Raw genomic sequence first — 14089 nt, 5'->3', positions numbered from 1 at the left:
GAGCGGGCTTCATTTGAAGAGCGGGCTTGCCCGCGAAAGCGGTGGGTCAGTCAACATCCATGTTTGCTGGGCCGACGTCATCGCGGGCAAGTCGAATCGTCGCACCGCCGCTCCCACATTTAATCTTCGCTGCTTTGGGCATTGCGTTCGCTTAACTGAACGGCATTAGGGCAAGCCCGCTCGCCACAAAAGCTCGCTCGCTCTTGCAATGGGGTCATCCTGGGCCTTGGGTGGTCGCGAAATCCTCACGCAGAGTTAAACAATTCGTGATAACTACACTGTTGCAAAACCCGCACAATGCGCGGACTACAAGCCAAGGTTTTTAAAGGTTTTCAGCATGGATCAGCCCAAACGTGTCCTCGTGGTCGAGGACGATGCCCATATTGCCGACTTGATCTGCCTGCACCTGCGCGACGAGCAGTTTGAGGTGGTGCACAGCGCCGATGGCAACGAAGGCCTGCGCCTGCTCGAGCAAGGCGGCTGGGACGCGCTGATCCTCGACCTGATGCTGCCCGGCGTCGACGGCCTGGAAATCTGCCGCCGTGCCCGCGCCATGACGCGCTACACACCGATCATCATCACCAGCGCACGCTCCAGTGAATTGCACCGCATTCTTGGCCTGGAACTGGGCGCCGATGACTACCTGGCCAAGCCGTTTTCGATGCCGGAGCTGGTGGCGCGGGTCAAGGCGCTGCTGCGCCGGGTTGATGCCATGGCGCGCAACTTGAAGATGGACGCCGGCAGCCTCGACCTCGGCCAGCTGTTCATCAACCCGCTGACCCGCGACGCTACCCTTCAAGGCCAGCGCCTGGACCTCACGCCACGGGAATTCGACCTGCTGTATTTCTTCGCGCGCCAACCGGGCAAAGTCTTCTCGCGCATGGACCTGCTCAACGCCGTGTGGGGCTACAGCCACGAAGGTTATGAACACACCGTGAACACCCACATCAACCGCCTGCGCGCCAAGGTCGAGGCCGACCCGGCCAACCCGGTGCTCATCCTCACGGTGTGGGGTCGGGGCTACAAGTTTGCCGAGAGTTCGCCATGAAACTGACCCTGACCCAGCGCCTGTCGGTGGTGTTCGCCGTGTTGCTGGTGATCTGCAGCGGCACCTCGGCATGGCTGCAGGTGCGCTCCAACCACATGCACGAACTGGAAGTGGTGCAAGGCCTGTCCCGCGACCTGGCGGCGCACATCGCCCGCGACACGCAACTGATGGACGCCGACGGCCTCAAGCCCGACGCAGTACGCAACCTGTTCAGCCAGTTGATGCTGGTCAACCCCAGTGTCGAGGTGTACTTGCTCGATATCGACGGGCGCGTGGTCGGGAATGCCGCACCCGCAGGGCATTTGCTGCGCGATAAGGTCGATCTGGCGCCGATTCGGCGCTTCTTGAGCGGCGCGATGCTGCCGATCCTCGGCGACGACCCGCGCAGCGTCGATGGGCGCAAGGTGTTCAGCGCCGCGCCGCTCAAAGCCAACGGCCAGCAAACCGGATTCTTGTACGTGGTGCTGCTGGGCGAAGCCCACGACGTGTATGACGCCAAAGATGCCACGGGCATGGCGTTGAAAATCGCCCTGTGGTCCATCGGCCTGGTCGCCCTGCTCTGCCTGTTGGCCGGCCTGATTGCCTTCGCCTGGATCACCCGACCGCTGCGCCAGTTGACCGACAAGGTCGGCCAGTTCGACATCAACGGCGCGCCCGAACCCGCGCAAATCAACCGCCCCAAACTCGACAGCGGCGATGAAATCGCTGTGCTCGACCACGCCTTCGTACAAATGGAAAACCGCCTGGGCGAGCAATGGCGCGCCATCACCCAACAGGATCAGGAACGCAGGGAAATGGTCGCGAATATTTCCCACGACCTGCGCACGCCGCTGGCGTCACTGCACGGTTACCTGGAAACCCTGAGCCTCAAGGACGCCAGCCTCAGCCCCGAAGAGCGCCGGCGTTACCTGGGCATCGCCCTGGACCAAAGCCGTAAGGTCGGCGGGCTGGCCCAGTCATTGCTGGAGCTGGTGCGCCTGGAACATGGTTTCGTGCAGCCGGTGATCGAAGGCTTTTCACTGCCGGACCTGGTGCAGGACATCTTCCAGAAATTCGAACTCACCGCCGAAGCCCGGTCCATCAAGCTTATCGCCACCCTGCCGCGCCAGGTGCCGACAGTACTGGCCGACCTGGGCTTGATCGAACGCGTGCTGACCAACCTGCTTGATAACGCTTTGCGTCACACACCGCTAAACGGTGAAGTCGAAGTGATCCTGTCACCCGAGGCCAACAGTGTGGCGGTCACCGTCAGTGACAGTGGCCCAGGCATTGATGCCGAGCTGCGCGATGGCTTGTTCCTGCGCGCGTTCACCATCGGCGGTGCGCGCCGCGATGGCGGCCTGGGCCTGCGCATCGTGCACCGTATCCTGCAATTACACGGGCGCAGCATCCAACTGGTGGACCGCCCCGGGCATGGCGCGACCTTCAGGTTCTCGCTAGAAACGCGAGCATCAGCGCGTTGACCCGCTGGGCCTGCTCGTTCTGGACCCAGTGACCGCAGTTGGCCAACACCTGCTGTTGCAGGTTGGGCACTGCGTCGGGCATGCGCTTGAGGGTGTGGGCTTCGAACACACCGACCGGGTCGCGGTCGCCAATCAGGAACAACGTGGGTTGCAGCACTTGCTGGCCCGCCAGGCACTCGGTGCGCTGCCAGTTGCGCTCGAAGTTGCGATACCAGTTCAGCGCGCCGCGAAAACCGTGCTTGCTGAAGGTTTGCACGTAAACGTCCAAGTCCGCTTGAGCACACCACGGCGGCAGTGTGCCGGGGGCCGAGACGCCTTCGAGCAAGGTGGCGTTAGCCGGCTTCTTCTGCAGGAACACATCCTGATCCTGCATGAACAGCCGCAGCGTGCGTTCGATGTCGGCATCCAGTTCCCGCTCGGCTACGCCCGGTTCCTGGAAATACAGGATGTAGTTGAAGCGGTCGGCATACAGCTCACGCATGATTTCGATTACCGGGCGCCGGGCACGTCCGGCAAACGGCACCGACATCGTAATCAAGCGGCTGACCCGCGCGGGTCCGAGCAATGCGAGGTGCCACGCCACCACGGCGCCCCAGTCATGGCCGACCATCACCACCGGTTGATGGCCGAAATGGTTCATGGCCTGTTGAATATCGGCGCACAGCGTCAGTAAGTCGTAATCGGCGATCCCGGCAGGCGCACTCGATTCGCCGTAGCCACGCATTTCAGGCACGAACACCCGATACCCGGCAGCGACCAGCGCGGGAATCTGCTCGCGCCAGGAATGCCAACACTCAGGAAACCCGTGCAGCAGCCAGATAGGCTGACCATGCTCGGGGCCGGCGATGTGAACGCTTAACTCAATACCGTTGACCTGGATCCTCTCGTGCTGGATATCGCTCATCACTGGCTTCCTTGTGACTGATGCTGTGGGTGTTGTGGGTGTTATGTAGGGCGCGCTCACGGTATTCACGTGGCGAGCAATTCATCTGGCGCTTAAATGCGCTGCTGAAAGCGCTGTCCGACTGATACCCCAACGCCTGGCCGATACTGGACACACTGCTGCTCGAGGTGTTCAAAGCCTTTATCGCCAAGTGCATGCGCCAGTGGGTCAGGTACTCCTGAGGCGGCATCCCGACGTGCTGCTTGAAGTGCAAGGCAAACGTCGAACGGGACTGATTGGCGATACTGGCCATTTCGCTCAACGTCCAACGCCGCGCCGGTTCGGCGTGCACTTGCGCAAGTACCGGTGCCAGCCGTGGGTCGGTCAACGCCGCCAACCAGCCTTGAGTGCTGGCACCCAAGGAAGATTGATAGAGCCGCAGGATTTGCACCAGCATCATTTGCGCCAAATGCTCGGTCATCAATGCCGCGCCGAGTCTTGGGCTGGCATATTCCAGGGCAAGCCGCTCCAGGCACCAGCGCAATACGCCGGCCTGTTCGGACCTGGCGCTGATACGCACCACCGGCGGCAACCCATCGAGCAACAAACGCGCGTCATCACCGTAGGTGAACAGCCCGCCAATCAGAAACAAATCCACGGTGTCGCCCAAGCTGGCGATGCCGCCCACCGCCTCTCTGTATACGTCGCGCGCGTCAATGCCCTGCCGTGCAAGGTTGCTCGACAATCTCCACGGGCGATTGTGTGTCAGTAAAAAACAATCGCCCTCACTCAAGGCAATTGGCACCGGCTCGCCCTCCACTTCCAGCCAACACTTGCCTTCCACCACCGCATTGAACTTGATGCCCTCCGGCGCCGGGAAATTCACCGCCCACGTGCCGCCAGCCTTCAAGCCCGCAAATAACGTGCGGTGGCTTTTCAAGAGGGCCAACACTTCGGACAGGGTATCCACAATAAAAACCTCCGGACGATCGCGATAGAAACACAGACTTTAGGGCATTCCGCGTCCGGCCTCCAAAGAAGAACGTAACCCTCCCCCAAACGGAGAAGCGTTATGACGCGTAAACAAGCCCCCATCAACAGTGGTTTCAGTGCCAGCACCACCGCGCTGCAAGCGTTGGCCGCTAAAGACTTGCGCGGTATGACAGCCATCGTCACCGGCGGTTACTCCGGAATTGGCTTGGAAGCCACTCGTGTACTTGCAAGTGCCGGAACGCAGGTGATCGTTCCTGCGCGTGACGCGCAAAAGGCGCAGCGACGATGGTGTGGTGTGGCGTCAGCCCGCAACTTGAGGGCATGGGTGGCCTGTATTGCGAGGATTGTGAGGTTGCCGCGCCTACTGAAGATCACACCCAGCGCAGCGGCATTCACGCCTGGGCCATCGACCCTGAGCAAGCCGAACAGCTCTGGGCGCTGAGCGAACAACTGAGCGGCGTCACGCTTAAATGACGGGCGCCCACCAGCGCGGCAACAACTGCCGCACCCGCGCCTCGCCAAAGCGGTCATCAATCAACATCACTACACCCTCGTCCTGCTGGCTACGGATCACCCTGCCCGCCGCCTGCACCACTTTCTGAATGCCGGGGTACAGGTAGGTGTAGTCGTAACCGGAGCCGAAGATCGAGGCCATGCGCGCTTTCATCTGTTCGTTGATCGGGTTCAGTTGCGGCAACCCGAGTGTGGCGATAAACGCCCCGATCAAGCGCGCGCCCGGCAGATCGATGCCTTCGCCGAACGCGCCGCCCAGTACGGCAAAGCCGATGCCCTGACTGTGCTGGGTGAACTGATCCAGGAATGCTTGCCGTTCGGCCTCGGCCATCCCGCGTGACTGCAACCACAGTGCAATGTGCGGATGTCGCTCGGCCATCAACTGCGCCACTTGTTGCAGGTAATCGAAACTTGAAAAAAACGCCAGGTAATTGCCGGGCCGTTGCGCGAATTGCGCGGCGATCAGTTCGACGATTGGCGCCAGCGAGGCTTGGCGATGCACAAACCGCGTCGAAATCGCATCGATGATGCGCACCTGCAATTGCTCGGCCTTGAACGGCGATTCCACATCGACCCACGCGGTGTCCGCCGGCAGGCCGAGCAAGTCGGCGTAATAGTGCCGAGGGCTCAAGGTCGCGGAGAACAGCACGCTGCTGCGCGCGGCGGTCAGCCTGGGGCGGATAAATTCGGCGGGCACTACGTTGCGCAGACACAGGGTCGAAGCACTGCGCTTGCCACTGAACTGGCGCTTGCTGATATCAAAGATGAAGTGTTCGTTGAACAGCTCGGCGACCTTGGCAAATTGCAGCGCCTCGAAATAGAACGCTTGCAGGTCGCCACTGAGGGCTTCGGGGTGGTCGTTGAAGTAGTCGCCCATGGCGCTGGCACACAGGCTCAGGGCCTGGAGGAGTTTGTCGGGCTTGTTGGCATAAGCCTGGTACGGCGCGAGCTGGTCCTTGTGCAGGGCGTTCCATTCGCGGTTGAGGCGTTGCAAGGGTTTCTTCAATGGCTCAGGTGCGATATCGCGCAGGGTCTTGAGGCTGTATTGGTCGAGGCTGGCGCTGTACATCGAACGCGCACGCTCCACCAGGTTGTGGGCTTCGTCCACCAGCACGGCGGCGCGCCATTGGTTCAGCTGGGCCAAGCCGAACAGCATGGCACCAAAGTCGAAATAGTAGTTGTAGTCAGCGACCACCAGGTCGACCCAGCGCGCCATTTCCTGGCTCAGGTAATACGGGCAAACGTCATGGGCCAGGGCCACCTCGCGCAGGTTGCGCTGGTCGAGCAGGCGCACCTGGGAAGCTGCCGTACGCGCGGCCGGCAGGCGATCGTAAAAGCCCTTGGCCAACGGGCAGGAGTCGCCGTGGCAGGCTTTGTCCAGGTGTTCACAGGCTTTGTCCCGCGCCACCAATTCGAGCACGCGCAGCGGCAAGTCGGGGCTGCTGTCGTACAGCACTTGGGCGGCATCCAGTGCCAATTTGCGCCCCGGGGTCTTGGCGGTGAGGAACAACACTTTATCCAGTTGCTGCGGCGCCAGGGCCTTGAGCAGCGGGAAGATCGTGCCCACGGTCTTGCCGATGCCAGTGGGCGCCTGGGCCATCAGGCAGCGGCCGGTGCTGACAGCCTTGTAAACCGACTCGGCCAGCGCGCGCTGGCCCGGGCGAAAGTCGGCATGGGGAAACGCCAGGGTTTGCGCGGCGCTGTTGCGTGCGTCGCGGTGCTGCATTTCCTGGCGCGCCCAGCCTAGGAACAGCGCGCATTGCTGGTTGAAAAACCGTTCGAGGTCGGCCGCCTGAAAGCGCTGGTTGAGCAGGGTTTCGCCTTCGCCGACGATGTCGAAGTACACCAGCGCCAGGTCGATTTCGCTAAGGCCGAGCTTTTGGCACATCAGCCAGCCGTACACCTTGACTTGGGCCCAATGCAGTTGCCGATGGTTGGCCGGCTGGGCGTCGAGGTCGCCGCGATAGGTTTTCACTTCTTCCAGGCGATTGCTGTCGGGGTCGTAGCCGTCCGCCCTGCCCCGCACCTTGAGCTGCTGGTATTCACCCTCCAGGGCCACTTCGTTCTGATAGTGCGCGCCGCGCCGCGAGGCCACGGTGCGGTGGCCGACAATGCCTTCCTGGGCGCTGGGCGACGGCGTGAAGCGCAGGTCGAGGTCGCCGACCTTGGCGGTGAACTCACACAGCGCTCGCACCGCAACGCTGTAGCTCAAGCGGGCTGCGCCCAGCGTACATAACAGACAGTGACCGGCATCTGGTATTCGCCACAGAACTCCAGCCAGCGCAGTTGGTTGTCTTGCAGGCGATCGCCGGGGCCTTTGACCTCGATCATGCGGTAGGTCTTTTGCGCGGGCCAGAACTGGATCAGGTCGGGCATGCCGGCACGGTTGGCGCGAATGTCCAATAGCAGCCGCTCAAACCAGTAGCGCAGGTGTTCGGCGGGCAAGCAGTCCAAGGCCTGTTCCAACAGTTCTTCACTGAGCAGGTTCCAGAATACGAAGGGCGACTGAATGCCCCATTTGTCCACGTAGCGCTGGCGGATGGTGGTCTTGTAGCGCTCGTCCCCCAACTGCTCGAAGCAGGCGGCGAACAACACAGCGCGGCGCTGATGAAAGTCCTCGCTGTGCAGGTCCACCGGCCCACGCTGGAACGGGTGAAAAAACGAGCCAGGCAATGGCGCAAATATCGCCTCCCAGCACAACAACCCGAACAGCGAGTTAATCAGCCCATTCTCGACGTAATGTACCGGTGCATCGGGCTCGCTCAGATGCGCCTGCACGCAGTACTCCACCGACATCAGCGGCTGTGGAATTTGCAGTGCCAAATCCAGGCGCGTGACGGGCCGCGGCTTGACCTTGGGCAGTGCCGGCTCGCCCAGTTTACGGCGCAGGCGTGGCAGCACTCGCAACAGATGTTGCTGCTCGGCGGCGCTTTCCGGCGCCTGTTGCGCGGCGCACGCCAGGGCCATGGCCTGGGCGTAATCCTCCTGGCGCTCGAGCACACGAATCAGACGCGAGCGCGCGCCGGGATAAGCGCAATGGCGGTAGATCTGCTGCGCCATGTCCAGTTCGGCGCTGCGTTCGCAATACTGGCCGATTTGAAACAACAACTTGGCGCGGCGTTTTTCCAGCCACGGGTTGTCGGTAGACAGCGTGGCGATTTGCGCCAGCACAGCGTCCAGCGCCTCACCGGTTTCAAACGCCTGCTGGCATTGATGCAGAAACAGAAACCCCACAACGTCGTCACGCGTGCGCAGGCCACGGGACTCGGCGCAAAACTCGACTTTTTCATAGGTGTAGATGCCCAGGTCCGCCAGCACGAATTCCGACCAGTCCTGATGCAGGTTGCCGAAGAACATCAGGCGCAGGCGGTCGCACAGGTCCATCACGGTGAGGCTATAGAGCGCATCGCCGAGGTCCGGGCACCACTGGGCAAAGCTGCGTTGCTGCGGGAACTGCGCAGCCAGCGGCTCCAGCCAGTCGGCCTTCTTGGCCTTGGACTGGTCAATCCATGGCTTGAAGGCCGCGAGGACTTCGCCTTTTTGCAGCAGCGCAAACAGCGCCTCAAAGCACAGCGTGCCCTGGTCACTGACCCAACCCTGCTCCACCAGCGCCAACACGGCGGCGCGGGTGCAGCCGATCTCGAGGTAATTGAGTTTGCTCGCACGAAAATGCACGCCCTTGCGCATCACCATGCGCACCAATAACGCCTGGGACGCTTGCGGCAACCTGTCAAATTGCTGAATGAAATGCGCTTCGTCCGCGTCGAGCAAATCGGCATAGCGCTGCCCCAGCCAGTGCAGCACTTGGCGGAAGTTATGCAGGTAATACAAGGGGTCGTCGAGGGGGTTGGCCATGTCGCGCGCCGTTCAAATACTGGTTATGCATACAGATTGCCGTCGTAAACCACTTGTTGCAATCGGTAATAGATAAATGGCGCACGCAACTTTTCTTATAAAAGTGATCAGATAGCTCTGTTGATGGCGTAACATTTGCGGCCCGCCCCATACGCAGCGGGACTTTCTAGAGTAAAAGCTTTCCAAGGTTAAAGGTAAGGGTTATGAACATGAAGAATTTGGGTCTGCCACTGGTTGCACTCACTTTTCTGCTATTGACCGGTTGCTCAACGCAAACCGTGGTGACATTGCAAAATGGTACGCAGTATTTGACCAAGGACACCCCAAACACCAAAACAGTCGATGGCTTCTACGAATTCACCGATATCGCCGGCAAGCACGTGCGCGTCAAGGCCGATGACGTGGCGACGGTACGCAACGGAAAGTGATAACAAACAGCCCCGCAGATGCGGGGCTTTTTGTTGCAGGCTTCAGTAACGGTTGATCAGCCGATCACTACGCCATCCGTCCACAGGCCGCCATGCCCGACGCCGACCAATGTCACCGAGTCGGCGCCAAACGTGAGCACCGTGTCCGCGCCGACCACCTTGGCGTGGTCGCGCAGGTCGGTGCTCCCTTCCACGTCCTTGAACACCAGCTTGTCGGTGGGCTGGTAACCAATCACGCGGTCGTTGCCAAAGTGGCCACTGAACAGAAAAGTGTTATGCCCACTGCTGTCGCGGATCGTGTCATTGCCTTTACCGCCCTCGATAAAATCGGCGCCCTTGCCGCCCTGGATCAGGTCGTTGCCGTTACTGCCGATGATGAACGTATTGCCCTTGTGTGGTTCGGCATTGCGGTTCAGGTCCTGCACCCAGGTGTTGGCCCGCGCCGGGTCGGACAGGTTGGCGACGATCACCGTGGAGTCGCGGGTCATCTGGTCGTAAAAGCCGGACTCGAGGATGCGGGTCATCCCGTCGCCATACGCCGTGGGTAAGTGCGAGACCCAGGTCGGCAGGTTGACGATGGAAAACGGGAGCACATTCCACAAGGTCGAGGCGTAGTGGTCGTTGAAGTTGACGATGTTGTCGGTCGTCGACTCGTGGGGTTTGTCGTGCACGCCCAGGGACGACAGGTTGAACGACGAGCCGTTCAACGCGCGGAACACCGGGTCGTTTTCATAGCCGATATTAAGCACCTTGTCGCTGGCGCTCTGGGTTGGCGAGGCGTAGGCCACGTAGTTGGAGTCCTTGTAGAACCCCGACCATTTATTGCTGCTCAAATCCGCCATGCTGTTGACCGCCAGGCCGCCCAGGCTGTGGCCGCTGACCACCACGTCCTTGCCGGTCAAGCCATGGGCGCCGGCAAAGTCGGCGACGTTCTTGAGCAAACCACTAAAGGCTTCACCGGCGTAGTTTTTCGCGTAATCCTTGGGGCCCAGCGCTGCAAGCAGGTCGCTGATCAAGTCGCCGATGGAGTCGCTGATCAAGGTTTCCCGCGGCCCCGAAGTGCCACGAAAACCGATACCGATTTCCAACAATTTGCCGGCGTCATCGTACTTGCCGAGCACTTCGACCTGCGCGCTGGTGTAGCCGGCCTTTTCGCCAAAGAACGTGCCCCGCGCATCAACCTTGCCACCGTACCCGAGGGCGCTGGCGCTGATCGGCGTCCACCCGGCTTTCTGCACGGCCCCAAGCGCAGCTTTTTCCGAGTCGGGGTTCCACGCAATGCCCGGAATCAAACCTTGTGAGTCCGTGCTGCCGAGCAACGCACCGACCAACGTGGCCGGCAGCCCGAGCCCCAGGCCGTAGTGCTGATAACCCACGGCAAAGCCGTTATCGAGGTTGTGATAGGCATACAACGTGATCGCCATGGCATCGGCGAACAACGCTTTGGAGCCCTCGGCTCCGAGGTTTTTATAGTCAAAAATTCCCATGGTACTGCCTCTCTGTTGTTGGATTTGTAGAGAAAGCGAAAACACCTTTTAACTGCGGGCTTGCCTGCAATGACGGCCTCCAGGCCAACGAAAATCTCCCTGTTACCTCTCAATCCAATTGTGGGAGCGGGCTTGCTCGCGAATGCGGTGAACCAGCCAATGAATCCATCAACTAACACACCGCTTTCGCGAGCAAGCCCGCCCCACATAAAACCCGGCCCCACATTCAGCAGGTCGTGCTTGTTTAGAACGCCCAGTCCAGGCTCAACCCCACCCCGTGCACTTTCTCCTTACTGGCCAGCAGCCCGTTGTAATCAAAGTTCAACCGCGCATCCTTGCTCAACGCCAGGCTCACGCGCGCGCCTACCAGCGCCGCATCACGCACCATCGGTGCACTTTCCACCGCAAACGAAGGCCCACCCGAGGCAAACGCCAGGTGCTGCTGCGAATCGGTGCTGCTCAAATTGTGCTGCCAACCCAAGGTGCCAGACACTTCCAACTGCTGGTGATCATTCACATTGAAGGTCTTCAACGCGCGCACACCCAGGGTGCTCAACACCACATCGCGCGTGTCGTCATGACCTTTCAACGCTGCAGCATCACCCTTCTCGGTAAAACCATCAGTATTGAGATGCACGTACGCCAAGTTGGCAAACGGCTCCAGGGCCAGCGGTTGCAGGTTGACGCGGTACGCCGCCTCACCGAACACCTGGGTGCTGCTCGCATCCACTTTGACTTTTTGCTTGCCGGCCACTTCACCGTATTGCAGGTCGCGCTTCACATCTGCACGGTGCCAGCTGTAGGTCGCGCCGCCGCTCAAGCGCCAGGCGCCGATCTCATGCCCGGCGTAAGCGCCGAAGTGGTAGCTGTCCACCGAAGCACGGCTATGGCTGCCGTCGCCCATATTCAACGAGGTGTCGCTGTAGCCGGCGACCAAACCGATACGGGTCGCTTCGTCCAACGCACCATCAACCCCGGCGAGCATGCCGCCCAGTGATGTGGTGTAGCCCGCTGTGTCGCTGCGGCTGTCGGTCTTGCCCCACGCGCCCAGCGCCTTGACCCATACGTTGCCACGGCTGTCGACAGTCTGGCTGCTTGCGCCCATCTCACCATTGCGCAGGCGCTCGCCCACTGCTTCACGCACGTAACGGCTGTCGTTGACCAATGCGCTCTGCAACGCCGGGTAAACTTCACCCGACAGTTGCTTGAACGCGCCTTGTGCCGAGGCCGCATTCGGCGCCAGCAGCAGGCTTTCGTACACCGCATTGCCCGCGCCCAACTGCTCGGCAGCCGCCGCGACCGCGCGCTGGTTCGGCGTAGCCGCCACACTGGCGAAGCTGTTGGTACGCGCCACGTCCAACTGCACACCGTTGGCCGCGTAGTTCAACGTGCCACCAATGAACAGGTAATTGGGCAGTACCGCACCAAAACTACCGGTAATGCCGCCAGCGGCTTGCAGGATGTTGTACTGGCGACCCACCAGGCTCTGGGCCTGCGCGTTGGTCAGCAGCGTCGGGCTGTTTTCCAGGGCCAGGGTCACGGTGCCGCCGTTGAGCGTGGCCGTGCCACCGGCAACGATGCGGTCGCTGCTGGTCGGCGACAATTGCACCGCGTAGGTCGAGCCGGCGTCGAAGGTCACATTGCCCGCCACGTTCAGCGTGCCGATGGAATTACCCGGCGCCACGGTGCCGCCGCTTTTGGCAGTCAGCGAGCCGATACGCCCCGAGCCACCGAGTACGCCGCGCTGGCTGACCGTCACGTCGGAGGTGACCGAGCCATTGATCGCCAGCAAGCCTTGATTGACCAGGGTCGGGCCGCTGTAGGTGTTGTTGCCGGTGAGCACCAGCGCGCCGATGCCCTGCTTGGTCAGGCCGCCATGGCCGGCGATGTTATTGCTCCACACGTCCAGCCCGCAATGCACGTCGGTGCACAGGCGCTGGGTCGGTTTGCCGGCATCCACCACAGCGCCAATCCCTGGCAAATCCGCAACGAATTGCCCACTGCCATACGCGCCGTCGATGCGGAACTCGGCCGGAATATCCTCGGCGGTGATGAACATGCCCGGGCCGTTGACCGCCTTGCCCAGGTTGATCATGCCCCAACCGTACAGCGAGTCGATGCCCGGCGCGCCGAGGTCGGTGGCGGTGGTTTTCAGCACGGTGGAGACCTGCTCGCCGCTCATGTACGGGAAGCGCTCCATCAGCACCGCCGCAGCGCCTGCCACATGCGGCGCGGCCATGGAGGTGCCATTTTTGTTGGCCCAGTCGGTGGTGAGGTTTGAAAGATCGGTGCCGTTGATGATCGAGCTGTAGATCTTGGTGCCGGGCGCCGACACGCAGAAGCTGGCCGCATAACCGCAACGCGTCGAGAAGGTGCTGATCACATACGGATCGGCGCTAGCGGTGTCCGGGTTTTGCTGCAAGGCCGCGACCGACAGCCAGTTCGGCGCGATCTCCGGCACAAAGTACGCAAGGCCCGATATCGCATCCGGGTTGTTGCGGTTGTAGTCGTTACCGGCGGCAAAGATGGTCAGCACGCCGCTGCGAGCCGCGTCGATTGCGCCCTGGTAAGCGCCACCGGCAATCGTGCCGAGGATCGGCCGGATATTATTGAACTGCGCCTGCGCTTCATTGACCGTGAAGTTGGGAAACGCCGGATCGCGGCCGCCCTTGGCGTACTGGTCACCGATGCCGATGCCCCAACTGTTGTTGATAATCCGTGCGCCGCTGGCCACCAGCCCGTCCCAACCGGCTTTGTACACCGCGCCGTCGTTGCCCAGGATGATCCCGTCTTCCGGGCCCGGGTCGCCGTTTTCCGCCGTGATGATTTGCGCATTGAACGCTACGCCATGCATCGGCCCGCCATCGCGGTTACCGGCGGCAATCCCGCCGACGTGGGTGCCGTGGTTACCCAGCTTGCCGTTGGAGTCCTTGGACGGCGTGCCGTCGTAGCGGAACGCATCGCCGGCCTTTACCGGAATATACGGGTCGGTGTATTGGCGAATGCCCTCGGTGACAACCGTCACCACCTTGCCGGGGCTGTTGAATTCCGGGTGCTGGGCGTACACCGGTTGGTCGAAGATCCCCAGTTTGACGCCCTTGCCGGTGTAGCCGGCGGCATAGGCCGCGTCTGCATGCACCGCGCCCAGGCCCCAGTCGGCCTTGAACTCATTGCTGCGCCAACTGGCAGCGTCGCCCAACTTGCCGGTTTCCACATAGGGTGCGGCCTGGGCGGTACCCAAGCTTGCCAGGCAGCACAGCAACGCACCGTATGGCACGCAGCTCAAAGCCTTGAGCGGGTAGCCCGGGCCGGTGTGAGTGGCGGTGATTAACCCTGACGTACGTTTTTTCACGGTGACCTTCCTTAGTTTTCTTATTGCACTTTTTTGGAAATCCAACCCGATCGTTCCCATGCTCCGC

The 14089-nt window shown here is 61.4% G+C and carries 10 protein-coding genes; 4 read left to right on the top strand and 6 right to left on the bottom strand.

What is annotated here, in order from left to right:
- Nucleotides 1–337: 337 nt before the first annotated feature.
- Together K0P33_RS15500 and K0P33_RS15495 are read left to right on the top strand one after the other, a co-directional pair.
- On the top strand, nt 338–1048 hold the full coding sequence (locus K0P33_RS15500; RefSeq protein ID WP_094950567.1) for a response regulator transcription factor: 711 nt from the start codon (nt 338–340) through the stop codon (nt 1046–1048).
- Nucleotides 1045–2511: a HAMP domain-containing sensor histidine kinase gene (locus K0P33_RS15495; RefSeq protein WP_094950568.1), complete on the top strand. Its 1467-nt coding sequence runs from the start codon at nt 1045–1047 to the stop codon at nt 2509–2511. Before K0P33_RS15500 ends, K0P33_RS15495 begins: the two co-directional genes overlap by 4 nt.
- Here the strand turns inward: K0P33_RS15495 and K0P33_RS15490 are convergent.
- Both K0P33_RS15490 and K0P33_RS15485 read right to left on the bottom strand, forming a co-directional pair.
- Complete coding sequence (locus K0P33_RS15490) at nt 2474–3415, bottom strand: alpha/beta fold hydrolase (RefSeq protein WP_242149278.1); 942 nt, start codon at nt 3413–3415, stop codon at nt 2474–2476. The genes K0P33_RS15495 and K0P33_RS15490 overlap by 38 nt on opposite strands.
- Nucleotides 3372–4364, bottom strand: coding sequence for an AraC family transcriptional regulator (locus tag K0P33_RS15485; protein ID WP_242149276.1), 993 nt, complete (start codon nt 4362–4364; stop codon nt 3372–3374). Before K0P33_RS15485 ends, K0P33_RS15490 begins: the two co-directional genes overlap by 44 nt.
- A gap of 308 nt (nt 4365–4672) precedes the next feature.
- On the opposite strand from K0P33_RS15485, the gene K0P33_RS15480 reads away from it, so the two are divergent.
- Nucleotides 4673–4861, top strand: coding sequence for a hypothetical protein (locus K0P33_RS15480; RefSeq protein WP_242149274.1), 189 nt, complete (start codon nt 4673–4675; stop codon nt 4859–4861).
- Here the strand turns inward: K0P33_RS15480 and K0P33_RS15475 are convergent.
- Together K0P33_RS15475 and K0P33_RS15470 are read right to left on the bottom strand one after the other, a co-directional pair.
- On the bottom strand, nt 4854–7112 hold the full coding sequence (locus K0P33_RS15475; protein WP_242149271.1) for an ATP-dependent DNA helicase: 2259 nt from the start codon (nt 7110–7112) through the stop codon (nt 4854–4856). The genes K0P33_RS15480 and K0P33_RS15475 overlap by 8 nt on opposite strands.
- Nucleotides 7109–8755, bottom strand: coding sequence for a VRR-NUC domain-containing protein (locus tag K0P33_RS15470; protein ID WP_242149269.1), 1647 nt, complete (start codon nt 8753–8755; stop codon nt 7109–7111). The genes K0P33_RS15475 and K0P33_RS15470 overlap by 4 nt, the downstream gene beginning before the upstream one ends.
- Before the next feature lie 203 nt (nt 8756–8958).
- Between K0P33_RS15470 and K0P33_RS15465 the strand changes: the two genes are divergently transcribed.
- Complete coding sequence (locus K0P33_RS15465; protein ID WP_242149267.1) at nt 8959–9183, top strand: YgdI/YgdR family lipoprotein; 225 nt, start codon at nt 8959–8961, stop codon at nt 9181–9183.
- A gap of 56 nt (nt 9184–9239) precedes the next feature.
- Here the strand turns inward: K0P33_RS15465 and K0P33_RS15460 are convergent, their stop codons facing one another.
- Entirely contained in the window at nt 9240–10670 is a 1431-nt protein-coding gene (locus K0P33_RS15460) for a lipase (RefSeq protein WP_242149264.1), read from the bottom strand.
- Nucleotides 10671–10914: 244 nt separating this feature from the next.
- A complete protein-coding gene (locus tag K0P33_RS15455; RefSeq protein ID WP_242149260.1) occupies nt 10915–14022 on the bottom strand; it encodes an autotransporter serine protease in 3108 nt (1035 codons plus the stop codon).
- Between the last annotated feature and the right edge of the window lie 67 nt (nt 14023–14089).

Source organism: Pseudomonas sp. ArH3a, from assembly GCF_022648765.1.
Classification (GTDB): domain Bacteria; phylum Pseudomonadota; class Gammaproteobacteria; order Pseudomonadales; family Pseudomonadaceae; genus Aquipseudomonas.
This window is presented reverse-complemented; position numbering and strand designations above follow the sequence as displayed.